Annotated in this window: 23 protein-coding genes; 17 read left to right on the forward strand and 6 right to left on the reverse strand. The window is 71.8% G+C overall.

The window, feature by feature from the left end:
- Positions 1–80 precede the first annotated feature (80 nt).
- From BIU91_RS09495 to BIU91_RS09540, 10 genes are all read left to right on the forward strand, one after another.
- Positions 81–1,277 (forward strand): Gfo/Idh/MocA family oxidoreductase, encoded by a 1,197-nt coding sequence (locus BIU91_RS09495; RefSeq protein WP_253183721.1) that lies wholly within the window; start codon positions 81–83, stop codon positions 1,275–1,277.
- A complete protein-coding gene (locus tag BIU91_RS09500; protein WP_071405217.1) occupies positions 1,274–1,981 on the forward strand; it encodes a ThuA domain-containing protein in 708 nt (235 codons plus the stop codon). Before BIU91_RS09495 ends, BIU91_RS09500 begins: the two co-directional genes overlap by 4 nt.
- Before the next feature lie 11 nt (positions 1,982–1,992).
- The gene (locus BIU91_RS09505) at positions 1,993–3,078 is read left to right on the forward strand and encodes a Gfo/Idh/MocA family oxidoreductase (RefSeq protein WP_253183725.1); all 1,086 of its coding nucleotides are present in this window, start codon (positions 1,993–1,995) and stop codon (positions 3,076–3,078) included.
- Between the two features lie 34 nt (positions 3,079–3,112).
- Entirely contained in the window at positions 3,113–4,162 is a 1,050-nt protein-coding gene (locus BIU91_RS09510; protein WP_071405218.1) for a sugar phosphate isomerase/epimerase family protein, read from the forward strand.
- 125 nt (positions 4,163–4,287) lie between these two features.
- On the forward strand, positions 4,288–5,589 hold the full coding sequence (locus BIU91_RS09515; RefSeq protein WP_071405219.1) for an ROK family transcriptional regulator: 1,302 nt from the start codon (positions 4,288–4,290) through the stop codon (positions 5,587–5,589).
- A complete protein-coding gene (locus BIU91_RS09520; RefSeq protein WP_071405220.1) occupies positions 5,586–6,617 on the forward strand; it encodes an NAD(P)-dependent alcohol dehydrogenase in 1,032 nt (343 codons plus the stop codon). Before BIU91_RS09515 ends, BIU91_RS09520 begins: the two co-directional genes overlap by 4 nt.
- A 234-nt stretch (positions 6,618–6,851) precedes the next feature.
- Complete coding sequence (locus BIU91_RS09525; protein WP_071405221.1) at positions 6,852–8,234, forward strand: MFS transporter; 1,383 nt, start codon at positions 6,852–6,854, stop codon at positions 8,232–8,234.
- Positions 8,235–8,384: 150 nt separating this feature from the next.
- On the forward strand, positions 8,385–9,812 hold the full coding sequence (glmU, locus tag BIU91_RS09530; protein WP_071405222.1) for a bifunctional UDP-N-acetylglucosamine diphosphorylase/glucosamine-1-phosphate N-acetyltransferase GlmU: 1,428 nt from the start codon (positions 8,385–8,387) through the stop codon (positions 9,810–9,812).
- A gap of 61 nt (positions 9,813–9,873) precedes the next feature.
- Positions 9,874–10,851, forward strand: coding sequence for a ribose-phosphate diphosphokinase (locus tag BIU91_RS09535; protein ID WP_027464468.1), 978 nt, complete (start codon positions 9,874–9,876; stop codon positions 10,849–10,851).
- A complete protein-coding gene (locus BIU91_RS09540) occupies positions 10,848–11,627 on the forward strand; it encodes a putative protein N(5)-glutamine methyltransferase (RefSeq protein WP_071405223.1) in 780 nt (259 codons plus the stop codon). Before BIU91_RS09535 ends, BIU91_RS09540 begins: the two co-directional genes overlap by 4 nt.
- Before the next feature lie 355 nt (positions 11,628–11,982).
- Here BIU91_RS09540 and BIU91_RS09545 read toward each other — a convergent pair whose 3' ends face one another.
- Positions 11,983–13,617, reverse strand: a complete 1,635-nt coding sequence (locus BIU91_RS09545; RefSeq protein ID WP_084740999.1) for a molybdopterin-dependent oxidoreductase — start codon at positions 13,615–13,617, stop codon at positions 11,983–11,985.
- Positions 13,618–13,726: 109 nt separating this feature from the next.
- Between BIU91_RS09545 and BIU91_RS09550 the strand changes: the two genes are divergently transcribed.
- Positions 13,727–14,491: a hypothetical protein gene (locus tag BIU91_RS09550; protein WP_139196632.1), complete on the forward strand. Its 765-nt coding sequence runs from the start codon at positions 13,727–13,729 to the stop codon at positions 14,489–14,491.
- An 82-nt stretch (positions 14,492–14,573) separates the two neighbouring features.
- On the opposite strand, the gene gndA is transcribed toward BIU91_RS09550, so the two are convergent.
- Entirely contained in the window at positions 14,574–16,031 is a 1,458-nt protein-coding gene (gene gndA / locus BIU91_RS09555; protein WP_027464472.1) for an NADP-dependent phosphogluconate dehydrogenase, read from the reverse strand.
- 112 nt (positions 16,032–16,143) lie between these two features.
- Here gndA and BIU91_RS09560 point away from each other — a divergent pair, with 112 nt between their 5' ends.
- Positions 16,144–16,683 (forward strand): gluconokinase, encoded by a 540-nt coding sequence (locus tag BIU91_RS09560; protein ID WP_071405225.1) that lies wholly within the window; start codon positions 16,144–16,146, stop codon positions 16,681–16,683.
- Here BIU91_RS09560 and BIU91_RS09565 read toward each other — a convergent pair.
- Complete coding sequence (locus BIU91_RS09565; RefSeq protein WP_253183722.1) at positions 16,670–16,921, reverse strand: hypothetical protein; 252 nt, start codon at positions 16,919–16,921, stop codon at positions 16,670–16,672. The two genes, BIU91_RS09560 and BIU91_RS09565, sit on opposite strands and share 14 nt — an antisense overlap.
- Before the next feature lie 214 nt (positions 16,922–17,135).
- On the opposite strand from BIU91_RS09565, the gene BIU91_RS09570 reads away from it, so the two are divergent.
- Together BIU91_RS09570 and BIU91_RS09575 are read left to right on the forward strand one after the other, a co-directional pair.
- A complete protein-coding gene (locus tag BIU91_RS09570; protein ID WP_071405226.1) occupies positions 17,136–18,467 on the forward strand; it encodes a histidine kinase in 1,332 nt (443 codons plus the stop codon).
- A complete protein-coding gene (locus BIU91_RS09575; RefSeq protein WP_071405227.1) occupies positions 18,464–19,135 on the forward strand; it encodes a response regulator transcription factor in 672 nt (223 codons plus the stop codon). The genes BIU91_RS09570 and BIU91_RS09575 overlap by 4 nt, the downstream gene beginning before the upstream one ends.
- 12 nt (positions 19,136–19,147) lie before the next feature.
- On the opposite strand, the gene BIU91_RS09580 is transcribed toward BIU91_RS09575, so the two are convergent.
- The 3 genes from BIU91_RS09580 to BIU91_RS09590 form a co-directional block, all read right to left on the reverse strand.
- Positions 19,148–19,756, reverse strand: a complete 609-nt coding sequence (locus BIU91_RS09580) for a class I SAM-dependent methyltransferase (RefSeq protein ID WP_071405228.1) — start codon at positions 19,754–19,756, stop codon at positions 19,148–19,150.
- 118 nt (positions 19,757–19,874) lie between these two features.
- Complete coding sequence (gene uxaC, locus BIU91_RS09585; RefSeq protein ID WP_071405252.1) at positions 19,875–21,371, reverse strand: glucuronate isomerase; 1,497 nt, start codon at positions 21,369–21,371, stop codon at positions 19,875–19,877.
- Between the two features lie 47 nt (positions 21,372–21,418).
- Positions 21,419–22,564: a LacI family DNA-binding transcriptional regulator gene (locus BIU91_RS09590; RefSeq protein ID WP_253183723.1), complete on the reverse strand. Its 1,146-nt coding sequence runs from the start codon at positions 22,562–22,564 to the stop codon at positions 21,419–21,421.
- Positions 22,565–22,684: 120 nt separating this feature from the next.
- Here BIU91_RS09590 and BIU91_RS09595 point away from each other — a divergent pair, with 120 nt between their 5' ends.
- Genes BIU91_RS09595 through BIU91_RS09605 form a run of 3 tightly spaced genes read left to right on the forward strand, consistent with a single transcriptional unit; the run spans position 22,685 to position 26,018 of the window.
- A complete protein-coding gene (locus tag BIU91_RS09595) occupies positions 22,685–24,040 on the forward strand; it encodes an extracellular solute-binding protein (protein ID WP_171907806.1) in 1,356 nt (451 codons plus the stop codon).
- Positions 24,040–25,062: a carbohydrate ABC transporter permease gene (locus BIU91_RS09600; RefSeq protein ID WP_027464479.1), complete on the forward strand. Its 1,023-nt coding sequence runs from the start codon at positions 24,040–24,042 to the stop codon at positions 25,060–25,062. The genes BIU91_RS09595 and BIU91_RS09600 overlap by 1 nt, the downstream gene beginning before the upstream one ends.
- A complete protein-coding gene (locus tag BIU91_RS09605) occupies positions 25,059–26,018 on the forward strand; it encodes a carbohydrate ABC transporter permease (RefSeq protein WP_206647628.1) in 960 nt (319 codons plus the stop codon). Before BIU91_RS09600 ends, BIU91_RS09605 begins: the two co-directional genes overlap by 4 nt.
- The last annotated feature ends 25 nt before the right edge of the window (positions 26,019–26,043 follow it).

Raw genomic sequence — 26,043 nt, forward strand, 5'->3', positions numbered from 1 at the left:
GTCGAAACAAAATGTTGCCGCGCCCAACATAAGCGGTAGTGTTGGCTGTGGCAAGCACGTGATCGCAAAGGAGCGAGCGGATGGCAAGTGAGTCGACGGTGCAACAACGACTGCGGGTCGCGATGGTGGGGCACGGCTTCATGGGAGCCGCACACTCACAGGCGTGGCGGACCGCCCCCAGGTTCTTCGATCTCGGCACCGAGCCGGAGATGGCGGTGATCGTCGGGCGTGATCCCGAACGCACCGAGGCCGCGCGGCAGCAGTACGGCTGGCAGGCGGCGTCCACCGACTGGCGCGCCGTCGTGGCCGATCCGGACATCGACGTGGTCGACGTCGTGTCCCCGGGGTCCTCGCACGTCGAGATCGCGATCGCCGCGCTCCAGGCCGGCAAGCACGTCCTGTGCGAGAAGCCGCTCGCGAACACCGTCGCCGAGGCCGAGGCGATGACCGCCGCCGCCGACGCCGCCCGTGCACAGGGTGTCCGGGCGATGGTCGGGTTCAGCTACCGCCGGGTGCCGGCCATCGCGTTCGCGCGCCAGCTGGTGCAGGACGGCCGGATCGGCACCGTGCGCCAGGTCCGCGCGCTCTACCTGCAGGACTGGTTGGCGGACGAGGACGGCCCGATGACCTGGCGCCTCGACAAGTCGCTCGCCGGCTCCGGGGCCCTCGGGGACATCGGCGCCCACGCCATCGACCTGGTCGAGCACGTCACGGGCGCGTCGCTCGCCACCGTCTCCGGCACGCTCGAGACCTTCGTGACGGAGCGTCCGCTGATGGCCGAGGGGGTCGGGCTCTCCGGCACCGCGTCGAGCGAGCGCGGGCAGGTCACCGTCGACGACGCCGCGTTCTTCACCGCACGACTCGACGGCGGCGCGGCCGACGGTGCGATCGGCACGTTCGAGGCCACGCGCTACGCGACCGGGCGGAAGAACGGTCTGACGCTCGAGATCAGCGGGTCCGAGGGCGCGATCCAGTTCGACCTCGAGGCGATGAACGAGCTCCGGCTGTACGAGTCGAACGCCCCCGCGGGGGAGCAGGGGTTCCGCCGCATCCTCGTCACCGAGCCCGAGCACCCCTACATGGCCGCGTGGTGGCCGACCGGGCACCTCATCGGGTACGAGCACACCTTCAGCCACCAGGTGAAGGACTTCGTCGACGCGATCGTCGCCGGCACCGACCCGTCGCCGTCGTTCGCCGACGGCCTGCACGTGCAGCGGGTCCTCGACGCGGTCGAACGCAGCGCCGCCGCCGGCAGCACCTGGACGGCGACCTCGTGAGCGCCGCCGAGCAGACCCGCCAGGCGCTCGTCGTCCGCGGCGGGTGGGACGGCCACCAGCCCGTCGAGACCACCGACCTGTTCGTCCCGTTCCTGCGCGAGAACGGGTTCGAGGTCCGGGTGTCGGACTCGACGGCCGTCTACGCCGACGCCGCCGTCATGGACGAGGTCGACCTGATCGTGCAGGTCGTCACGATGTCGACCATCGCCGACGACGAGTTCGCCGGGCTGCAGCGCGCGGTCCTGGGCGGCGCCGGACTGGCCGGCTGGCACGGCGGCATCGCGGACGCGTTCCGGAACACCGCCGACTACCTGCACATGATCGGCGGGCAGTTCGCGCACCACGCGGGCAAGCACCCCGACGAACGGGTCGGGGAGCAGTCGGACAACTACATCCCGTACACGGTGCACCTCACCGACCTCGGGCACGAACACCCGATCACGCAGGGCATCGAGGACTTCGACCTCGTCACCGAGCAGTACTGGGTGCTGTCCGACGAGTACAACGACGTCCTCGCGACCACCACCCAGGATGCGCGCGACTTCGACGCCTGGAACCGACCGGTCACCGCACCGGCGATCTGGACACGGCAGTGGGGCGAGGGCCGCGTGTTCGTCTCCGCACCAGGGCACCGCCTCGAGGTCGTCGAGTCGCAGCCACTCCGCACCATCATCGAACGGGGACTCCTGTGGGCAGCACGGTGAACGAACGAGCACTGCGGGTCGGCGTCGTCGGCGTGGGCGTGATCAGCCAGCAGTACTTCGAGCACTTCCCGGCGCTGCCCGGGCTGTCGCTCGTGGCGGTCGCCGACCTCGACGTCGCCCGTGCCCAGCAGGTCGGTGCGGCACAGGGCGTGCGCGGCACCACCGTGGACGACCTGCTCGCCGCCGACGACGTCGACGTGGTGCTCAACCTGACGATCCCGGCCGCGCACGCCGACATCGCCACCCGCGCGCTCGCCGCCGGCAAGCACGTCTACGGCGAGAAGCCGCTCGCGATGTCCACCGCCGAGGCCGCACCGGTGCTCGAAGCAGCCCGCGCCGCCGGCCTGCGCGTCGGCAGTGCCCCGGACACCGTCCTCGGGACCGGCATCCAGACCGCACGGGCCGCTCTCGACGACGGCGCGATCGGCACCCCGGTCGGTGCCGCCGTCGCCTGGAGCGCCCCCGGGCACGAGCTCTGGCACCCCGCGCCGGCGTTCTACTACCAGCCGGGCGGCGGACCGCTCCTCGACATGGGGCCGTACTACCTGACCAGCCTCGTCACGTTCTTCGGGCCGGTCGTCCGGGTCAGCGGCAGTGCGACCCGCTCCACCCGCGAACGGACGATCGCGACCGGACCGAACGCCCGCACGTCGATCCCGGTCGACATCGACACCCACGTCGTCGCGATCCTCGAGCACGAGGGCGGCGTGGTCTCCACCGTCACCGTCTCGTTCGAGGTGTGGGCCACCCGCGCCCCGCTGTTCGAGGTGTACGGCACCGCCGGCACCCTCGGCGTCCCGGACCCGAACCGGTTCGCGGACACCGTGTCGATCGCCACCGCCGACGACCGCTCGTGGCGGGACCTGCCGGTGGCCGCCGGGTACACCGACGCCGGCCGTGGTTACGGTCTCGCCGACATGGCCCACGCGATCGCGACGGACCGGCCGCACCGAGCCTCCGGCGACCTCGCGTTCCACGTGCTCGAGGTCATGGAGGCGGTCTCCGCCGCCGCCCGAGACCACTCGGTCGTCGACGTGCACTCGCGCGTCGAGCGACCCGCCACCGTCTCCGCCGGGTCCGCACCCGGATCCTGGTGACGGAACCCGACCACCGCGAAGAAGGACGACGACGATGACGACGACGGACGCGAGCGACACGACGGAGACGACCCGGGCCTCCAGGCCGGTCACCCTGTTCACCGGACAGTGGGCCGACCTGCCCTTCGAGGAGGTCGCCCGGCTCGCCGGCGAGTGGGGCTACGACGGGCTGGAGATCGCCTGCTGGGGTGACCACCTGGACGTCCGGCGCGCCGCGACGGACCCCTCGTACGTCGCCGAGCGCAAGGCGATCCTGGAACGCAACGGGCTGCAGGTCTGGACGATCGCCAACCACCTGGTCGGCCAGGCCGTGTGCGACGACCCCATCGACCAGCGGCACGAGGACATCGTCCCGCCGCACGTGTGGGGCGACGGCGACCCCGAGGGCGTGCGGCAGCGTGCGGCCGAGGAGCTGCAGTGGACCGCCCGTGCCGCCGCGGCGCTCGGGGTCGACACCGTCACGGGCTTCTCCGGCTCGTCGATCTGGAAGACCGTCGCCGGGTTCCCGCCCGTGCCCCCGGGGATGATCGACGCCGGGTACCAGGACTTCCACGACCGCTGGTCACCGATCCTCGACGTCTTCGAGGAGGTCGGGGTCCGGTTCGCACTCGAGGTGCACCCGTCCGAGATCGCCTACGACTACTGGACCGCTGCGCGGACCCTCGAGGTGTTCCGCGACCGGCCGGCGTTCGGGTTCAACTTCGACCCGTCGCACTTCGTCTGGCAGGACCTCGACCCCGCGGCGTTCCTGCTCGACTTCGCCGACCGGGTGTACCACGTGCACTGCAAGGAGTCGGTGAAGCAGCTCGACGGGCGCAACGGTCGGCTGTCCTCGCACCTGCCGTGGGGCGACCCCCGGCGCGGGTGGGACTTCGTCACCGCCGGCCACGGGGACGTGCCGTGGGAGCGGGTGTTCCGCGTGCTGAACCACATCGGGTACACCGGACCGACCAGCGTCGAGTGGGAGGACGCCGGCATGGACCGGCTCGTCGGCGGGCCCGAGGCGCTGGCGTTCGTCCGGCAGCTCGGTACCATCGCGCCGCCGGACGCTTCGTTCGACGCCGCGTTCTCGCAGTCGCGCTGACCGGCCGTCGCGGTCGCGGTCGCCGAGGTTTCGCGCTGCGCGACAGTTCACGGGCCCGCCGGTGCGAAACTCGTCGCTCAGCCCGAAACCCCACCCACGGCCCCACCCACCACCGAGGAGGACCCATGGCACGGCAGCCCACGGCGACGCCGGGCAACGCCGCGCGCGTCCTCCGGCTCGTCCACGAGGACGGCCCCGTCACCCGCGCCGAGCTCACCCGGCGCACCGGCCTGAACCGCTCGACCATCCTCGCGCTCGTCGGGGAACTCGTCGACGCCGGGCTCGTGCACGAGGAGACCCCCGCCGCGGGGACCCCCGGTGCCGGTGTCGGACGGCCGAGCGGGGTCGTCCGGGCGTCCGCCGACGTCCTCGCCGCCGCGGTCACGGTCGAGATCGACGCCGTCGGGGTCGCCCTCGTCGGCCTCGACGGCACCGTCCGCGACCGGCTGGTCGAGCCGCAGACCACGGTGCCGACCGCGGCGCAGGCGATCGACGCCGTCGCCCGGGTCCTCGCAGCACTCCTCGCCCGCACCGGCCCGGCGGCCCGGATCGTCGGGGTGGGCGTCGCCGTGCCCGGCATCGTCCGGGTCGAGGACGGCACCGTGCGCGACGCCCCGCACCTCGGCTGGCGTGACGAACCCCTCGCCGCACCGCTCGCGGAACGCCTGGGGCTGCCGGTCCGGGCCGCGAACGACGCCAACCTCGGTGCCTGGGCGGAACGGCTGTACGGCAGCGCCCGCGGCGTCGACGACCTCGTCTACCTGAACGGTGGCGCGAGCGGCATCGGTGGCGGGATCGTCAGTGCCGGTCGACCCTTCAGCGGCGCCGACGGGTACGCGGGCGAGCTCGGGCACACCTTCGTCGCGGCGAACGGGATCCGCTGCCACTGCGGTGCGGTCGGCTGCCTGGAGACCGAGGCCTCACGCTCCGCCCTCACCGCCGTCACCGGGACCCCGCCGGACGACCTCGACGCGCTCGCCGCGGCGCTCGCCGAGGGCCGGCCCGAGGTCGAGCGGGTCGTCGACCGACAGGTCACCGCACTCGCGACCGCACTGCGGAACGCCATCCACACCGTCGACCCCGAGGTCGTCGTGCTCGGCGGGTTCCTCGGTGCGCTGCTCGGACACGTCGGCGACCGGGTCGAGACCGACGTCCGGGCGCAGACGATGGCCGCGATGACCGATCGGCTCCGGATCGTCCCGGCGGCACTCGGCCGTGACGTCCTGGTCCGTGGCGCCGCCGAGATCGGCTTCGCGGAGCTGCTGCGCGACGCCACGATGCCGGCGGCACCAGCACCGGCACCGGCACCGGCGCCAGCGACAGTGACCCCGCCAGCGACAGCGACCACGCCAACGGCGTCCGCCGCCCCCTCCACCACCCACACGTCCGGCCGCGACGACGCGACCGAGGAAGCGAGAACCGCATGACCTCCACCCAGCGCACCAGCGTCCTGCTCGGCACCCAGGACCTCACCGTCGAGGACCGCCCCGTCCCCGCCGTCGACCCCGGCGACGTGCTCGTCCGGGTCGCCGCCGTGGGGGTCTGCGGCTCCGACGTGCACTACTACCGCCACGGCCGCATCGGCGACTTCGTCGTCGAGGAGCCCCTCGTCCTCGGGCACGAGCTCTCCGGCACGATCGAGGCCGTCGGCGAGGGTGTCGACCCGTCCCGCGTGGGGGAGCGCGTGGCCATCGAGCCGCAGCGCCCCTGCCACCGCTGCGCGCAGTGCCTGGCCGGCCGCTACAACCTCTGCCCGCACATGCGCTTCTACGCGACGCCGCCGGTCGACGGGGCCTTCACCGAGTTCGTCACCATCGAGGCCGAGTTCGCGCACGTCCTGCCCGACGCCGTCTCGTTCGAGGCCGGCGCGCTCCTCGAACCCCTGTCCGTCGGCATCGCCGCCGTGCGCAAGGCCGGCATCGTGCCCGGTTCGTCGGTGCTCATCGCCGGCGCCGGTCCCATCGGCATCATCTGCGCCCAGGTCGCGAAGGCCTTCGGTGCCTCGCGCATCGTCGTCAGCGACCTGGTGCCGGAGCGCCGTGCGCGGGCCCTGGAGTACGGCGCCACCGAGGTCGTCGACCCCACCGCCGTGTCCGTCGCGTCCGACATCGTCCCCATCGACGCGTTCATCGACGCCAGCGGTGCACCCCGAGCGGTGTCGGACGGCATCAAGGCGGTCGGTCCGGCGGGTGCCGCGGTGCTGGTCGGGCTCGGCAACTCCGAGATGACACTGCCGGTCGAGCACATCCAGAACCTCGAGGTCACGGTCACCGGAATCTTCCGGTACACGAACACGTGGCCGGTCGCCATCGAGCTGGTCGCGTCCGGGCAGGTCGACCTCGACTCGCTCGTCACCGGTCGCTTCGGGCTCGACGACGTCCGCGAGGCCCTCGAGAGCGACACCGACCCGGAGTCGCTCAAGTCCGTCGTCTACCCCGGCGGCGTCCCCGCCTGAGCAGGTTGCGCGTCGTCTGGTGCGAGGTTCCGGACTCCGTGACGGCGCGCAGACCTCGCACGGAGTGCGGGACCTCGCACCAGAGCGAGCGACCCCGTGGAAGCGCACGCGGGGTGCGGGCGCGCGGACAAGGCGGACGGGAGGCACGGGGCCAGGCCGCCCCGCGCCTCCAGCCCGGCACGTGACCCGGAACGGGGCCACCGCCGCGTCACCGGGACGCGCTACGGTTCGCGCATGACCGCTTCACCGGCCGCCGTCGTGCCGCAGCGCACCGACCGGCGCGCGCTCGTCTCCTGGGCGCTCTGGGACTGGGGTTCCGCCGCGTTCAACGCGGTCGTCACCACCTTCGTGTTCAGCACGTACCTGGCCAGCCGGGCGTTCGTGGACCCGGCGCTCGTCGGCGACACGTCCGCGGCCGGCAAGGCGATCGTGGAACGCGAGCTCGCGCACAACGCGGCCGTCGTGTCCACCGCACTGACCATCGCGGGCATCGTCGTGGCCCTGGTGGCACCCGCCATGGGGCGGCTCGCGGACTCGTCCGGACACCGCCGCCGGTCGGTCCTCATCGCCACGATCGGCGTCGCGCTGTCGATCGGCGGCATGGTCTTCGTCGCGCCGAGCCAGCCGTACCTGCTGCTCGGCGCCGCCCTGCTCGGCATCGGCACCGTCGCCTACGAGATCGCGAGCGTGGGCTACAACGCCATGATCGGGCAGGTCGCCTCCGGGGAACGCACCGGCCGGGTCTCCGCCATCGGGTGGGCGGCCGGGTACTTCGGCGGGATCGTGCTGCTCGTCCTGCTGCTCGTGCTCTGCATCCAGGACTTCCGTGGCGACGGGGTCGTCGGCGGGCTCCTGCAGCTGCCGGCCACCGTCGCCACCGGGCAGTGGGACGTCCGCGTCGCGATCGGCATCGCCGCCGTCTGGCTGGCCGTCAGCTCGATCCCGTTGTTCCTCACCGTGCCCGAAGCGGTGCCCGATCGCACCCGCGGCGGCGGCGTGTTCAGCGCCTACGCGGACCTCGGCCGGGACATCGCGCGGCTGTGGCGCGAGCGGCGCAACGTCCTCGCCTTCCTGCTCGCCAGCGCGGTGTTCCGCGACGGTGTCGGGGCCGTATTCACGTTCGGCGGGATCGTCGCCGCGCAGGTGTTCGGGTTCACGCCGTCGCAGGTCATCCTGTTCGCCATCGCCGCGAACGTCGTGGCCGGCATCGCGACGTTCGTCTCCGGACGCCTCGACGACCGGTTCGGGTCGCGTGCGCTCATCATGGTCTCGCTCGTCGGCCTCGCCGTGTGCGGGGTCGGGGTCTTCGCCGCCGGCAACGAGACGCAGTGGTTCTGGGTGCTCGGGCTGACCCTCGCCGTGTTCGTCGGCCCGGTGCAGTCGTCGTCCCGCGCGTACCTGGCGCGGCTGACGACCCCCGGCCGCGAGGGCGAGCTCTTCGGCCTCTACGCCACCACCGGCCGGGCCGCGTCGTTCCTCGCGCCGGCGCTGTTCGGCGTCGCGGTGACCGTCGGTGGGTCGACCCGGTTCGGGATCCTCGGCGTGGTCGTCGTGCTCATCGCCGGGCTGGTGCTGATGGCGTTCGTCAAGCGGGAACCGCAGGGCGCGCGGGCCTGATCCTCGGCGTGCGGGGTCTGCCAGAGCTCCCCGTCAGGCGGCCTGGAGGCTCGGTGCCCGTCCGTCCACAGGCTGCGGTTGTGCGCACGGTTCCGCACAGGGCCGTGGTCGCGTCGGGCGGCCCGGGCTGCGGTGCGCCAGGATGGGTGCATGACCGACCAGCGCATCGCCGTCGTCGTCCTCGCCGCCGGGCAGGGCACGCGCATGAAGTCGTCCACGCCCAAGGTGCTGCACCGGCTCGCCGGACTGCCGCTCATCGGGCACGTCCTGCGCACGGCGTCGTCGCTCAGCCCCGAGCACGTCGCCGTCGTCGTGCGGCACGAGCGTGACCTCGTCGCGGCCGAGGTCGTCGAGCGCGCCCCCGACGCGATCGTCGTCGACCAGGACGACGTCCCCGGCACCGGCCGTGCGGTCGAGGTGGCGGTCGAAGCACTGCCCGCCGACTTCGACGGCGCCGTCGTGGTGCTGTCCGGCGACGTCCCGCTGCTCGACGCCGCATCGCTCCGGCTCCTCGTCGACGCCCACGTCGGTGGTGGCAACGGGGCGACCTTCGTGAGCGCGATCGCCCCGGACCCGACCGGCCTCGGACGGATCGTGCGCGATGCCTCCGGCGCCTTCGTCAGCGTCGTCGAGCACAAGGACGCGACGGCCGAGCAGCTGACCATCACCGAGGCGAACGCGGGCATCTACGCGTTCGACGTGGCACGCCTCCGGGCGGCCCTGCCGTCGCTCACCACGGCGAACGCCCAGGGCGAGAAGTACATCACCGACGCCCCCGCGCTGATCAGCGAGCGGGGCGGGCGCATCGACGTGGTCACCCTGACCGATCCGTGGCTCGTCGCCGGCATCAACGACCGTGCGCAGCTCTCCGACGCCGCGCGTGAACTCAACGCCCGCATCGTCCGCCGCCACCAGCTCGCCGGCGTCACCGTGCAGGACCCCGCGTCCACCTGGATCGACCTCGACGTCACCATCGAGCCCGACGCCGAGGTCCTGCCCGGCACCCAGCTCATCGGCGCCACCGCGATCGCCGCCGGTGCCGTCGTCGGACCGGACACCACGCTGCGCGACACCGAGGTCGGGGCCCGCGCCACCGTGAACCGCGTCGACGCCACCCTCGCCGTGATCGGGGACGGCGCCTCGGTCGGCCCGTTCGCCTACCTGCGGCCGGGCACGATCCTCGGTGACGACGGCAAGATCGGCACCTTCGTCGAGACGAAGAACGCCCGGATCGGGCGGGGCAGCAAGGTCCCGCACCTGTCCTACATCGGCGACGCCGAGGTGGGCGAGGACTCGAACATCGGCGCGAACACCATCACCGCGAACTACGACGGCGTGCACAAGCACCGCACCGAGGTCGGCTCGAACGTCCGTACAGGCTCGCACAACGTGTTCGTCGCCCCCGTTAGGATTGGTGACGGTGCGTACACCGGTGCCGGGACGACCGTCCGCAAGGACGTTCCGGCAGGATCGCTCGCGATCAGCTACGCCCCACAGCGCAACACCGACGGATGGGTCGAGGAACACCGACCCGGCACACCGGCGGCCGAGGCTGCTCGGCTCGCGAACGGCGAATAGATCCCGGCGACCACCCGTCGCCGACATCGACCCCTCGTGGGTCAGGGAGTGAGCACCGCACTTGTCCGGAATCAAGACAACCGGCCAGAAACGACTCGTCCTCGTCTCGGGGCGAGCACACCCGGCGCTCTCTGCCGAGATCGCGGAGGAGCTCGGGGTCGACCTCGTGCCGACCGATGCCCGGACCTTCGCGAACGGTGAGCTCTACGCCCGCTTCGACGAGTCGGTCCGTGGCTGCGACGCCTTCGTCATCCAGTCGCACACCGCGCCGATCAACGAGTGGCTCATGGAGCAGCTCATCATGGTCGACGCGCTGAAGCGTGCCTCGGCGAAGCGCATCACGGTCGTGGCGCCGTTCTACCCGTACGCCCGTCAGGACAAGAAGGGCCGCGGCCGCGAGCCCATCTCGGCCCGCCTCGTCGCCGACCTGTTCAAGGCCGCCGGCGCACACCGCATCATGAGCGTCGACCTGCACGCCGCGCAGATCCAGGGCTTCTTCGACGGCCCCGTCGACCACCTGTTCGCCATGCCGGTGCTGCTCGAGCGCTTCCGCCAGATCCTCGACCCGAAGACGCTCACCGTCGTGTCGCCCGACATGGGCCGCGTCCGTGTCGCCGACATCTGGTCCGAGAAGCTCGGCGCCCCGCTCGCCATCATCCACAAGCGCCGCGACCCGCTCGTGCCGAACCAGGTCTCGGTGCACGAGATCGTCGGTGACGTCAGCGGCCGCGTGTGCCTGCTCGTCGACGACCTCATCGACACCGGCCGCACGATCGCCAAGGCTGCCGAGGCGCTCAAGAACGCCGGCGCCACGGGTGTCGTCGTCGCCGCGACCCACGCCGTGTTCTCCGACCCGGCCACCGAGCTGCTGCAGAGCGAGTTCATCGACCGCGTGGTCGTGACGGACACCCTGCCCCTGCCGATGGACAAGCGCTGGGACCGCCTCGAGGTCCTGCCGATCGCCCCGCTCATCGCCCGTGCCATCCACGAGGTCTTCGACGACGGTTCCGTGACGTCGATGTTCGACGGAGCCGCTTGACCCATCCCGCGCGTGACGCCCTCGCGGCCCGGCTCCGGGCCGCGGGGAGCGTCTTCGCCGAGGACGAAGCCGACCTGTTGCTCGAGGCCGGTGACGGTGAGCCGGTGCGACTCCGGAGCCTCGTGCAGCGTCGGCTGGCCGGTGAGCCGCTCGAGTACGTGCTCGGCTGGGCCGCCTTCGACGGGCACCGCATCCGGGTGACCCCCGGGGTCTTCGTGCCGCGAGCCCGCACCACCGTCGTCGTCGAGCAGGCTGCGCGTCGGCTGCAGCGCTACGACCGGGCGGTCGACCTGTGCTGCGGTGCCGGTGCGATCTCGGTGGCCCTGTTCGGTCGGGTCGGCGCGCTCGACCTCGTCGCGACCGACATCGACCCGGACGCCGTCGACGTCGCAGCCGAGAACATCGGCGACCGCGGCATCGTCGTCGCCGGAGACCTGTTCGCGCCGCTGCCCGAACGGTTCCGCGGGGCCGTGACGGTCATCGCGGTGAACGCCCCCTACGTGCCGACGGCCTCGATCGAGCTCATGCCGACCGAGGCCCGCGAGCACGAACACCGCGTCGCGCTCGACGGTGGTGCGGACGGCCTCGACCTGCACCGCCGGATCGCAGCGGGTGCGGGGGAGTGGCTCCGTCCCGGTGGTGCCGTCGTCATCGAGGTGTCCGAGGCTCAGGCCGAGGCGTCCGCCGCTGCGTTCACGGCCGCCGGCTTCTCCGCCGAGGTCGAGCGGGACGCCGAGGTCGACGGCACCTGCGTCGTCGCGACCCTGCCCGCCTGACCCCGATCTGCCCGCCTGACCCTGGTCTGCCTGGCCGTGGTGCCGAGTGGTCACGACATGCCGCTCAGGTTCGCCGAGGCGGCACGAAGTGTCGTCTGCGCGTCCGCGAACCGACAGTTTCTGCGACCCCGGCGTGACGCACGTGGCGTGTCGCGCGACCAGGGCGAGGGGCGGGGCGGGCCGGCACCGGGCCTCCAGGCCGTCGGGTGGCCGGAGCGCGCCGGCGGCGGGCGGTCACGACATGCCGCTCAGGTTCGCCGAGGTGGCATGAAGTGTCGCCTGCGCGTCCGCGAATCGACGCTTCCTGCCACCTCCACGGCAGTCAGCGGGCGTGTCGCAGACCGCTCCCGGGCCGTCAGCGCGCGTCGACTGTCACCGTGTGCCAGCCCGTCGCACCGTTGGGCGCCGGCGGCCGGTCCACGCTCGTCTGCACCTCGCCGTCCGCACTGGTCGCGCGCACCTCGATGCGGTGCGAGCCGGCGGTCGGCGTCCACCGCACCACCCACTGCCGCCAGGTGTCCGCGGAGACCGAGTCTGCGAGTTCGGCGCGCTGCCAGTGGCCGCCACCGACACGGACCTCGACGGCCTTCACGCCCTTGTGCGGCTGCCACGCGACCCCCGCGATCGCGACCGGCTTGCCCGCGGTCACGGTCGACCCGTTCCGCGGGGTGTCGATGCGGGACTCGAGCTTGACCGGGCCCCGCTCCGACCAGCCACGCGGGGTCCAGTAGCCCTGCGCGTCGGCGAACCGGGTGACCTCGAGCTCGGTGACCCACTTCGTCGCCGAGACGTACCCGAACAGGCCCGGCACGACCATCCGCACCGGGAACCCGTGCTCGGTCGGCAGGGGCTCGCCGTTCATCCCGACCGCGAGCAGCGCCGCGGTGCCGTTGTCCTGCAGCACGTCGAGCGGGGTGCCGGCGGAGAACCCGTCGATGCTCCGTGAGAGCACCATGTCGGCGTCGCCCGTCGGACGCGCCCGGGCGAGGAGCTTCCGGATGGGGTAGCCCAGCCAGCGGGCCGTGCCGATGAGGTCACCGCCGACCTCGTTCGACACGCAGCTCAGGGTGGCCACGTGCTCCTCGAGCGGCAGTGCGAGCAGCTCGTCCCACGTCAGCGTGATCTCGTTCTCGACCGCGCCGTGGATGCGGAGCGACCAGTCGGCGGGGTCGACCTGCGGTACCCGCAGGGCCGTGTCGATCCGGTAGAAGTCGGCGTTCGGCGTGATGTACGGGGTGATGCCGTCGACGTCGAGCGACGCACCCGCGGGGACCGCCGGTGCAGCGGTCGCCGCGGCGGGCAGCCGGATGGCCCGCCGGGCAGCAGCGGCCGCCTGCATCGCGGACGACCCCAGCCGGGAGGCGGTGCCCACCACGACCGCGACGGTCGCCGTCGCGACGCCCCAGACCAGGAACGTCCGGCGCTCCGTCGAGGCGGGTCGCGGTGCCGCCGTCGGCACGGTCGCCGCGGCCTCCCACCGGCGCAGCCGCTGGAGCAGCAGGCGCAGGACGACCACCGCTGCCGCGATGCCGAGGACCGTCGGGGCACCGTCGAGCGTCCCGCTGCCCGAGCGGGTGCTGACGGCAAGCAGCGCCAGCACGCCACCGGCGGCGAACACGAGGGCACCGAAGGGCGGTCGTGCACGTTCGAGGACACCGGCACCGGCGCTGATCGCGATGACGATCACCGTCATGAGCACGAACAGGGCGACCTTGTCCCCGGTGCCGAACACGGCGACCATGAAGTCCTTCGCACCCGGGGGAGCGAGGTCGATGACGGCGGATCCGACGGCGACCAGGGGGCTGCCCGCTCCGCCGAGCAGCAGCGCGCCGAACTCGGCGACACCGAGGAACGCGGCGGCGGCCACGACGCCGACGATCGCGGCGATCAGCGTCCAACGTCGGGTCGAAGGGGCATCGGGCCCGCCCGGGCCGTCCGACGGACCCGCCGTCGGTTGGCCGATCGGTTCGTCCGTCGTCTCGGTGGTCACCGCCCGAGCGTAGGTCGCCCGGCCGCTCGTGGGCTGTGTGTGCGAGCTTCCCCGCGCGTTCATCGGGTTCGGCCAGCAGGTGGCGCGCGGCTCGTGGGAGGATCGGACCGTGCTGCAGCGTCCGGATGGTGTCCCGCGGTCCGGTCGTGCCCGCGGTGCCGGGCGGACACCGATGTCTCCGGCACGTCGACTCGCCACCCTGCGCTGGGTCATCGTCGTCGTCTGGCTGGTCCTCCTGATCACCCGGATCGTCGTGGTCTCGACTGCGCCGGGCGTCGACCTCTCCTGGTACGGCATCGTGGAGTTCGGCGCGATCGCCCTCGGTGTCGTGGTCATCGTGGTCGCCGTCGTGCGGACCGCGACGGCACGGCGGCGGCAGGCGGACGAGGCCCTCGCGCTCGCCATCCGGCGGATCGACCCGACGGTGTGGCTGGTGCCGGCGGCGCCGACGCCCGAACTCCGTGGTGTCGTCGACGAAGTCCGTCCGGACACCCACCTCGGTTCGCGCGTGACCTGGGCCTTCGGCGCCACCGAGGCCTCCCTGTGGGAACTCGACGAACGGCGGGCGACCCGGCTGCTCGTGATCCGGTGGAGTCGTGTCGTGCACGTCGGACTCGAAGACGTGGCGGACGGCGTCGACGGCTCGGACGGCTCGGACGGCTCGGGGCGAGACGGTGGCTCCGAGCGCCCTGGCCGTTCCGCTGGCGCTCGCCGCGCGTGTGCGGTGGCGATCCACCACGTACGACCGGACGACACCCCCGCGGTGGCGACGTTCTTCGTCCGGACCGCCCCCGGTTCGCGTCGGCTGCTCGGGCGCGGTCCACGGCTGGACCGGCTCGTCGCCGACCTGGCACGGGAACGCATCGTCGCCTGACGCAGCGGAGGGCCCCGGGTTCAGCGAGGCCCTCCTTGCGATGCCCCGCACCGACCACGGTGGTCGGCAGTGGGCGCGGTCGTCAGTGCGTGGACGGCTCCTGCTCGACCTCGCGGCGGTCGTCGTCGGACCACAGCGTGTGGAAGGTGCCGTCCTTGTCGATGCGCTGGTAGGTGTGCGCGCCGAAGAAGTCGCGCTGGCCCTGGATCAGCGACGCCGGCAGACGGTCGGACGCGAGCGAGTCGAAGTACGACAGCGCGGACGAGAAGCCCGGCGCGGGGACGCCCGACGCAGCCGCGATGCCGACGATGCGGCGCCAGGCGGCTTCGCCCTCGGCGACCGCGTTCGCGAAGTACGGGTCGACCAGCAGCGACTCGAGCTTCGGGTTCTCGGCGTACGCCTCGACGATGCGGTTCAGGAACTGAGCGCGGATGATGCAGCCACCCCGCCAGATCTTCGCGACGTTGCCGAGGTCGATGTCCCAGCCGTACTCCTTCGCCCCGGCGATGATGAGGTCGAATCCCTGTGCGTACGCGACGACCTTCGAGGCGTAGAGCGCCGCACGGACGTCGTCGGCGAAGGTGTCCGGCACCTCGGCGATCTGCGGACGGTTCTTGACCGACTGCTGCACGGCGGCACGCTGCGTCGGCTTCGACGACACCGCGCGGGCGAACACGGCTTCGCCGATGCCCGAGACGGGGATGCCCAGGCCCACGGCGTTCTGCACGGTCCAGACGCCGGTGCCCTTCGAGCCGGCCGCGTCACGGATGACGTCGACGAGCGGCTTGCCGGTGTCGGCGTCGCGCTGCTTGAGGACCTCACCGGTGATCTCGATCAAGTAGGACTCGAGGTCGCCCTTGTTCCACTCGTCGAAGACCTGCACCAGGTCCTCCACCGAGAGCCCGCCGACGCGACGGAGCAGGTCGTACGACTCGGCGATGAGCTGCATGTCGGCGTACTCGATGCCGTTGTGCACCATCTTGACGAAGTGCCCGGCGCCGTCGGTGCCGATGTGGGTCACGCACGGTTCTCCTTCGGCGACCGCGGCGATCGACTTCAGGATCGGCCCGAGCGTCTCCCATGCCTCCTTCGAGCCACCGGGCATGATCGACGGGCCCTTGAGTGCGCCCTCTTCTCCACCGGAGATGCCGGTGCCGACGAAGTTCAGGCCCTTCTCGCGCAGGTCGTGCTCACGTCGGATGGTGTCGTGGAAGTTCGCGTTGCCGCCGTCGACGATGATGTCGCCCGGTTCGAAGCGTTCGGCGAGCTGTCCGATCACGGCGTCGGTGCCCTTGCCGGCCTGCACCATGATGATGGCGGTCCGGGGCTTCGACAGCGAGGCGACGAACCCGTCGATGTCCTCGGACGCGATGAACCCGGCGTCGCCGTGCTCCTGGAGCAGCTCCTCGGTGCGGGCGTAGGTGCGGTTGTAGACCGCCACCGTGTTGCCTTCGCGCGATGCGAGGTTGCGGGCGAGGTTCGAGCCCATCACTGCGAGTCCGACGACTCCGATGTTCGCCTGACCGTTGTTGTCTGCCACGAGGGCCTCCTTTGTCCTGACGTTGGCGCCCAACCTACGACCGGCGGTCTGGGACCGCACAGGTGTTGCGGGAACTGGGGACCAGAGTTCACCGGATCAATACTGTGGAGGGATGAGCGAGCTCGCTGTCCACCCGCCCGTCCTCGTGATGGGGGTCTCCGGCTCCGGCAAGTCCACCATCGGCCAGGCGCTCACCGACGCCCTGGTCGCGCAGGGCGAACCCTGCGTCTTCGTCGACGCCGACGACCTGCACCCGGTCGCCAACAAGGAGAAGATGCGGCAGGGGATCCCGCTCACCGACGAGGACCGCTGGCCGTGGCTCGACGCCTGCGCCGAGCGGATCGCCGCGGTCGAATCGGACGGCTCCCGGTGCGTGATGGCGAACTCGGCGCTCAAGCGTGCCTACCGGGACCGTCTACGCGAGTCGGCGCCGGGTCTCGTCATCGCCTTCCTCGACGGGTCGCGCGACCTGATCGCCGAACGGCAGTCCCACCGCCAGCACGAGTACATGCCGACGACGCTTCTCGACTCGCAGTTCGCGACCCTCGAGCGGCCGCAGCCCGACGAGGCCGCCGTCGCGGTGTCGATCGACGGATCGGTCGACGACACCGTGCGGGAGATCCTCGCCGCGCTCGCGGTCACTTCCGGCTGAGCTCGGACAGCCGGGCGCGGTACTCCTCGGCGTCGATGTCGCCGCGAGCGAACCGGTCGGCCAGCACACCGCGGGCGTCGGAGCGGGCGCGCCAGCTCCCTCGTCGGAGCACCCCGAACACCAGGAACGCGAAGAAGAAGAACGCGGGGAACAGGAAGAACGGGAATCCGCCGCCCTGCCAGTACGGGCCGTGGGCTGCTGCCGTCGTGAGTGCGGATGCGGTGATGGACGTGAACACGGTGATCTCCTGTGGTCGGTTTCGGGGCCGCTGTCGCGACACGTCGACTCTCCGGCCTGGAGGCCCGCCACGCGTCCGCCGCGCAGCCCCAATTCCGTCTGCTCCCGCGGTCGTACTGCGGTCGTTCCTCACCAGGGACCTACTCCCCGGGGAGTAGTCCACAGGCACCCCCGCGGTCGATGCCGGCGCGGACCGACGTCCCTAGGCTCGACCCATGACGACAGGGCCACGTGAAGACGACCGCGACTCGGCTGGCGACCGCTGGCCGGGGCGCCAGCGGTTCGCCCGGTCCGGTCGGGTCCTGCCGGTGGCCGTCGTGCAGATCGTCGGCACGATCCTCGCGTCCCGCATCACGGTCGCAGGGCCGGGCGGTCCGCCGTGGGCACGACACGGTGCGGTCGGCGGCGTCGATCCCGTCGTGCTCGGCCCACTCGCCGGCGCGCTCCTCGTGGCCGGCGTCGTCGTCCTGCCGTGGCGGTGGAGGTGGCCACGGTCGGTGCTGCTCGTCACGTTGGCGACGACCGTCGGGTACGCCCTGGTCGTCAGCCCCCGCGGGCCCTTCGTGGCGGCGCTCACGATGGCCGTCGCGAACGCGTGGCTGCGGGGCCACCGACGGACCGTGGCGGTGGCCGCTGTCGTCGCCGTCCTGGTGCTCCCGTCGGCCGACGTGCTGCTCGGCCGGGCTCCGGGGCTCGACCTCGGTGCTGTGCTGCTGTGCGCGGCGTGGCTGACGGTGACCATCGCCGTGTCCGAACTCGTCCGGGTGCAGGTCGAGCGGGTCGCCGAACGCCGTCGACAGCGTGCCGAAGCCGAACGGGTGCGGGCGGGCGAGGAGCGTGTGCGCATCGCCCGCGAACTGCACGACTCGGTGGCGCACAGCATGTCCCTCATCAACCTGCAGGCGGGCGTGGCTCTGCACCTCGGTGACGGACTCCCCGCGCAGACCCACGACGCCCTGCTGAACATCCGTGACTCGAGCCGCGATGCGCTCGTCGAGCTCCGGACGATCCTCGGGGTGCTGCGCTCGGTGGACGGCGGCCCCGCGAGCACCGGTGGACCCGATCGGAGTCCCGTTCCCGGCCTCGATCGGGTCGCGGAGCTCGTCGATCGAGCGCGTGCCGCCGGCGTCGCGGTCGATCTCCGGATCCACGGCGACCCGTCGAGCGTCACCGGGACCAGCGGCCGGAGCGCTTTCCGCATCGTGCAGGAATCCGTCACCAACGTCATGAAGCACGCCCCCGGACACGACACGTCGGTGGTGGTCACCGTCGGGGCCGACGTCGTCGACCTGGTCGTCGAGGACCACCCGTCGGCCGTCCCGGACCGCTCCGCGCGACGAGTCGGCCTCGGCGCGACCGGCAACGGCATCATCGGCATGCGGGAGCGCGCCGCCGCCGTCGGCGGAGAGCTGTCCGTGGGTCCGACGACGGACGGTGGTTGGCGCGTCGTGGCGCGCCTGCCGATCAGTACCGCCGGTTCGACCGACGACGCCGGTTCGACCGAGGACGCCGGTTCGATCGACGTCGCGGACGGAGCCGGATCATGACCCCGATCACCGTCCTGCTCGTCGACGACCAGGTCCTCATCCGTGCCGGCCTCCGCGCGCTCCTCGACGCCGAACCCGGCATGGCCGTCGTCGGCGAGGCCGGCGACGGGGACACTGCGGTCGAAGCTGCCCGGGCGCTGCGACCCGACGTGGTGCTCATGGACATCCGCATGCCCGGCACCGACGGGCTCGCCGCCACCCGCAGCATCAGCGACGACCCGGACCTCGACGGCGTGCACGTCGTCATCCTCACGACCTTCGAGCAGGACGATTACGTCTTCGAGGCGATCCGGTCCGGGGCGGCCGGGTTCCTGGTGAAGGACACGGAACCCGCCGAGCTCCTCCGCGCCGTCCGCACCGTGGTGGCCGGCGACTCGTTGCTCTCACCCGGTGCGACCCGTTCCCTGGTCGAGGCGTACGCCACCCACGCGAAGCCGTCGTCCCTCGCGCCGGGCCTCTCGGTGCTCACTGATCGCGAGCGCGAGGTCATGCAGCTCGTGGCGGTCGGGCTCACCAACGCCGAGATCGCCGCGCGGCTGTTCGTCAGTCCGCTCACCACGAAGACCCACGTCTCCCGAGCGATGATCAAGCTCAGTGCCCGCGACCGCGCGCAGCTCGTCGTGTTCGCCTACGAGACCGGACTCGTCACTCCGGGCTGGCAGCCCTGACACCGCGGCCGATCAGCGGCGCACCGCACTGATCGCCCCGTGCGGCCGGTGCCCCGGGTCCGTGCGGGTGTGGACGTCCACGACGTCGAAGCCCGCTTCCTCCAGCAGCGCCGCCAGGGACGCGACCGGCCAGCGGTAGGCGGTGACGACCGCGTGGTCGAAGGCCTCGACCGCGGGACCCTCGAAGAACCCGAGCAGCAGCCCACCGCCGGGCGCGAGCACCCGATGGAACTCGGCGAGTGCCCCACCGATCTGCGACGGTTCGTGGTGGATCACCGAGTACCAGGCCAGGACCCCGCCGACGCTGCCGTCCGCGAGCGTGAGCGCGTCGAGCGACGCGACCCGGAAGTCGATGTCCGCGTCCACGGCGCCGTGCGTCCGTCGTGCGTGCTCGACGAACTCAGGCGCCGCGTCGATGCCGCTGACACGGTGCCCCTGCCGTGCGAGGTGCGCCGTCCAGTGACCGGGGCCGCACCCGGCGTCGACCAGGGGACCGCTGCGACCGGCTGCCCAGGCGTCGACGAGGGCTCGGTCGTCGGGGTGGACGGTGTCCATCGACCCGAGCAGCGCCGCGTACTCGTCGGCCCGAGCGCCGTACGCCGCCGTCACCCGCTCCGTCATGCGCCCAACCGTACCGCCGCAGCGCCGAACCGTGCGAGGTTCCGTGTTCCGTGCGACCCGGCAACCCTCGCACCAGGCACGGAACCTCGCACCACGCGGCAGCGCGGCGCCGCCAGCGTCAGAGCTTGAACGTCGCCTTCGGGATGTCGGACACGATCCGCCGGGCGGTGCGGACGGCGTCCTCCTCGGCGACCTGGTGCGTGACCACGAGCGACGCCAGGTACGCCGCGTCCGCCCGCCGTGCCATGTCGTGCCGCGCGGGGATGGAGCAGTACGCGCGGGTGTCGTCGATGAACCCGGAGGTCTTGGTGAACGACGCCGAGTCGGTGACGGCCGACCGGTAGCGCCCGATGGCCGCCGGGGTGTCGATGAACCACCACGGTGCGCCCGCGTACACGGCGGGGTAGAAGCCCGCCAGCGGCCCGATCTCGCGCGAGAAGACGGACTCGTCGACGGTGAAGAGCACGAGGTGGAACCCGGGAGCGGTGCCGAAGGACTCGAGCAGCGGCCGGAGCGGCTCGGTGAAGGACCCGACGGCCGGCAGGTCGTGCCCGGTGTCCGGCCCGAAGCGCTCGAGCGTCGGGGTGTGGTGGTTCCGGATCACCCCGGGGTGCAGCTGCATGACGAGGCCGTCCTCGACGCTCATCTCCGCCCAGCGGTAGAGCATGTCGTGCCGGTACGCCGTCGCCTCGGCCTCGGTGACCGAGGACGCATCGCGCAGCGCCGCCGCGTGGATGCGCTCCCGCTCGTTCGACGGCAGGGGAGCGGAGCCCGCGTCGAGCACTCCGGTGTCCGTGGCGGTCGCACCGTGCTCGATGAAGTGGTGGCGACGTGCGCGGAGAGCCGCCAACAGCCCTGCGTGGGTGCCCGTGTCGATGCCGGCGGCCTCGCCGATCGACGCGACCACGGGCCTCCAGTCCGACCGCGTCGGGTCGAACACGGCGTCCGCGCGGAACGTGGGGAGCACCCGGCCGGTGAAGCCGGGGTCCGCCGCGAGCTGCGCGTGCGCAGCGAGGTCGTCCGCCGGGCCGTCCGTGGTGGCGAGGACCTCGATGCCGAAGGCGTCGAAGAGCGCGCGTGGCCGGAAGGCGGGCGACGCCAGCAGGCCGGCGAGGTGGTCGTACTGGTCGTCCGCGTTCGCGGCGGACGGCGCCTGGTCGAGCCCGAACACGTCGTGCAGCTCCGTCTCGAACCAGTAGCGCACTGGGGTTCCGAGGAAGTCGTCCCAGTGCTCCGCCAGCTGTCGCCAGATGGCACGGCCTGGCGGCGTCGGCTCAGCGGCATCGCGCCAGCGATGCGCCGACGCCGCTGGGCGAGCCTGCGAGTCCGGGCGGGGCCCCGACAGGTCCGCGCGTCCCAGCGCGGCCAGGTCCACCCCGTTCGCGTGCAGCAGGCGGAGCACGTAGTGGTCGGGGGTGATGAGCAGCGACGCAGGGTCGCTGAACGGCTGGTCCGAGGCGATCAGCGCCGCGTCGACGTGCCCGTGCGGCGAGATGATCGGGGCGTCCTTGACCGCCTCGTACACGGTGCGTGCCACGGCTCGCGCTCCGGGGTCGGCGGGGAACAGCCGGTCGGGGTGCGGTGCGAGCCGGGTGGGGGTGCTGGTGCGGGTCATCATCGACTCCTTCGAGGGCGGCGGGTTCGCCGGTGGCGAGTGCGGGATCAGTCGTTGTGGGCGCGCGGTGCCGGCCCGGTCGACTCGCGCACGGTCAGGTGGGTGGGCAGGGCGACGGCGCCGGACATGTGCTCCCCGGGCAGTTCGTCGGCGGGCAGGGCGCCGAGCCGTCCGAGCAGCATCCGGATCGCGACCCGGCCGGCCCGCTCGATCGGCGAGGTCATCGTGGTGAGCGGCGGGTTGCAGAAGTCGGCGCCGAAGATGTCGTCGCAGCCCACGATGCTCATGTCCTCGGGGACGCGGACCCCGCGCTCCCGCAGTCGGGCGAGCATCCCGATGGCGATCAGGTCGTTGAAGGCGATGCACGCGGTCGCACCGGCGTGCACGGCGGCGTCGGCGGCCGCGGCGCCGGAGTCGACGAAGGGTGCGTGCGGCCCCACTCGGGCGACGCGGATCCCCAGGCGCTTGGCGACCTGCACGAGCGCGCGCCACCGACGCTCGTTCGACCACGAGCTGTCCGGCCCGGCGACGTACAGGATCTCCCGGTGTCCCAGCGACACCAGGTGCTGCACCGCCTGCTCCACCCCGCCGGGGGTGTCGATGAGCACCGAGGGCACGCCGGTGGGCCGACGGTTCACGACGACCAGGGGGATCCGCTCGGCGAACCGTGCGATCTGCGCGTCGGACAGGCGTGACGCCGTGAGCACGACCCCGTCGGCCTTCGCCCCCACGGCGGTGAGTGCGGCCATCTCGGCGTCGGCGGACTCTTCGGTGTCGACGAGCAGCTGCGTCCACCCGGCTCCGGCGAGCTGGTGCTGGGTGCCCCGGATGACGTCGAAGTAGAACGGGTTCGTGATGTCGGACACGAGCACGGCGACGGCGCGGGTGCGCCCGGAGGTCAGCGCCCGGGCCTGCGAGTTGGCGACGTAGCCGAGCTCGCGGGCCGCCCGCTGGATGCGCTCCTGGGTGACGGGGTTGACCCGGTCGGGCAGGGACAGGGCGCGGGAGACGGTGGACGCGGCGACCCCGGTGGCGTCGGCGATGTCGCGGATGGTGACGCGACGCGCGGCACCAGCGGCGGCGCCGGCAGCGCGAGCACCAACGGCGGCGCCCGCGCCAGCGGCGACGGCGCCACCAGCACCGCCAGCGGCACCACCCGTGCGCCCGCCGCCGTCCGTCGAGAGGTCCTTCACGAGGCCGAACGTATTCGCGTCTGGCAACAAGTGGCAACCGGTTGCCGCATGTTGCCAACGGCGGAACAGTGGTGCCACCGAGCAGCGCCGCTCGGAGGAGGTCTCGAGGAGGAAACCCCCGTGAAGACGCGAAGACTGCAAGTCCGCACCCTCGTCGGTGCCGTCGCCGTGGTCGCCCTCACCGCACTGTCCCTGCAGGGATGCGCCGTGGTGAACGGCAGCGGCGACGACCCGAACACCCTCCGCGTGATGATGGGCGCGGACACCACCTACCCCAAGGAACGCAAGCAGTGGCAGCGGGAGACCGCCGCCGAGTTCAAGCGCACGACCGGTGCGGACATCCAGTGGGAGACCTACTCGTCCGCGCAGGAGGAACTGACCGCGATCCAGACGAGCGTCATCTCCGGGCAGGGTCCCGACGTCTACGCGATCGGCACGACCTTCACCCCGACCGCGTACGCCACCGGTGCCTTCGTCGAGATGGGCACGAAGGAGTGGGACGCGATCGGCGGCAAGGACCAGTTCGACCCCGCGTCGTTCGGCATCTCCGGTCCGAGTGGGTCGAAGCAGATCGGGATCCCGTTCGCCAGCCGTCCGTTCGTGATGGCGGTGAACAAGGACTTGCTCGCCAAGGCGGGGATCACCGACATGCCCACGACGTGGGACGAGCTCACCGCCGACGCGAAGGCCACCACGGTTGACGGTCGCCACGGAATGGCGATCGCCTACGCCGACGGCTTCGACCCCTGGAAGTTCGTGTGGGGGATGGCCCAGAACGCCGGGAACACGATCGTCGACGGTTCGAAGGCCGAGATCGACAGCAAGGCCGTCGAGAACGCGTACCGCACCTACTTCGACTGGGTCACGAAGGACGGCGTCGTCGACCCGGCCGCGATCGGTTGGAACAACGCCCAGGCCCTCGCGCAGTTCACCGAGGGCAAGGCCGCGTTCTTCCCGATGACCACCACCACCGCCATCAACTCCTTCACGGACACCAAGGTCGACGGCAAGTACGAGTTCGCCCTGCTGCCCACCGTCCCGCCGGGGGCGTCCGAGCGGCCGTCCGACGGGATCGAGGCCGCCAGCATCCTGTCCGGCGACAACTGGGTCGTCGCCGACTACGGCACCAAGCAGGAGCTGTCGTTCGCGTTCGTCAAGCAGCTCAGCGCCCCGAAGGCCCAGCTCGAGTACTACGACCTGTTCGGCAACCTGCCGACCAACGCGTCGGCCGCCGCCGACCTGGCAGCCGACAACCCGCAGCTCAAGCCGATCATCGACGCCGGCCGCCTGTCCAAGCCGACCGCGTTCACCGGCGCCTGGTCCGACATCCAGCTCGCCCTGGTCGACGTGGTCGTGCAGTCGATCCCGTCGCTGAAGTCCGGCGAGGTCACCGACGACCAGCTCCGCAAGCGACTGCAGGACGCCCAGAAGGACGCCCAGGCCACCCTCGACCGTCAGAAGAACGGAGGTCTGTGATGACCAGCACGCAGACCAGGCCCCGCACCGACGCGGCGCCGCCCCGGCCGGTCCGCCCGGCCGGCAAGACGCCCCTCTACAAACGCGAGCGCCCGCTGTGGATGCTCCTGCCCGGCGGCGTCCTCATGCTCGCCGTCATCGTGGTGCCGCTCCTGGTGGGCTTCTGGATCGCGATGCTCGACCTCGACCAGTACACGCTCCGCCAGTGGTTCAGCGCCCCGTTCGTCGGGTTCGCGAACTTCACCGAGGCGTTCACGAACTCGCCGCTGCTGCACTCCATCTGGATCTCGGTGTCGTTGTCGGTGCTCGTCACCGCGGTGACCGTGCCGATCGGGGTCGCCGCCGCGATCTCGACCCAGAACCGGTTCCCCGGTCGCGGGCTCGTCCGCTCGATCTACCTGATCCCGTACGTGCTCCCCGCGTTCGTCGTCGGCACGTTCTTCCGCACGATGCTCCAGCCGCAGGGGGTCGTGAACTCGATCCTGCACACCGACGTGCTGTGGCTGAACGGCTCGGCGTCGTACTGGGCGCTCGCCGGCGTGATGATCTGGACGAGCTGGCCCTTCGTCTACCTGCTGTCCCTGGCCGGACTGCAGGCCGTGGACAACGAGGTGCACGAGGCCGCCGCACTCGACGGGGTGACCTGGTGGGCGAAGCTGCGGTACATCATCTTCCCGTACCTGCGCGGACCCCTCAGCCTCGCGGTGATCATCTCGATCCTGCACAACATCAACAACTTCACGCTGCCGTTCGTGCTGTTCGGCATCCCGCTGCCGTCCAGCGTCGAGGTGATGCCCGTCCTGACGTACATCGCGAGCTTCCAGTCGTTCCGCTTCGGCCTGTCCGCGGCGATGGCGATCTGCTCGCTCGTGATCGTCGCGATCCCGCTGTTCGTCTACCTGCGGGCGGTCAAGCTCGACACCGGCGACGACGCCGGCCCCAACCGGAAGCAGCGTCGCGCCGACCGCGCCACGCTCGCCGCCGCCCCGACCGCCGCCGACATCGACGGAGCACGCGCATGACCACCCCGAGCACGTCCTTCAGTACCCGCACCCGCCCCACCGCGACGCTCACCGAGAGCATCACGACCGGCAGCGGCGGCCGACGGAGCAAGCGTCCCTACGACACCGACGTCACCCGGCTGCTGCCGCGCTGGTTGCTCGTCACCGTCATCGCGGTGATCATCGCGTTCATCGCCGTCCCGGTGCTCTACATCCTGTTCGGCTCGGTCAACTCCGACGTCGCGGTCGCCCGTGGCGAGTACTTCCCGTCGGAGTTCACGCTGTCGAACTACGTCGAGATCTGGTCCACCGTCGCCCTCGGCGAGGGATTGGTGAACTCGATGCTCACCGCCGGTGCCGTCGCCGTCGCGAGTGCCGCGCTCGCCGTGTCCACGGCCTACGTGCTCGTCCGGTTCCGGTTCCTCGGGCGCCTGACGATCCTGCGTGGGCTCCTCGCCCTGCAGTCGATCCCCGGCACGCTCCTGCTCCTGCCGGTCTTCGTGGTGTTCTCGAACATCGCCAGCGCCACCGGCGTGCAGATCATCGGCACCCGCTGGGGCCTGTTCGTCACCTACCTGACCTTCGCCCTGCCGTTCTCGACGTGGGTGATGGTCACCTACCTGCGCGGCCTGCCGAAGGAACTCGAGGAAGCGGCGCGCATCGACGGCGCCAGCTCGACGAAGATCCTGACGAAGATCGTCCTCCCGCTGTCGTGGCCCGGCATCGTCGTGTCCGCGATCTTCGCTTTCCTGCTCGGCTGGAACGACGTCCTGTTCTCCACGATCATGACGACCCCGAACACCCGGACGGTCGCCGTGGTCCTGCAGGTGCTCGGCACCACCCAGGAGGGCGGCGCCGTCCCGATCTACGGCCAGATGATGGCCGCCTCGATCGTCTGCGCCGTCCCCGTCGTCGCCCTGTACCTGATCTTCCAGCGCTACCTGGTCGGCGGGCTCACCGCCGGCTCCGTCAAGTAGCGCTGTGCAGTCTGCCGACTTGTCC

It is taken from the genome of Curtobacterium sp. MMLR14_002 (genome assembly GCF_001864975.1).
In the GTDB taxonomy this organism is placed as follows: domain Bacteria; phylum Actinomycetota; class Actinomycetes; order Actinomycetales; family Microbacteriaceae; genus Curtobacterium; species Curtobacterium flaccumfaciens.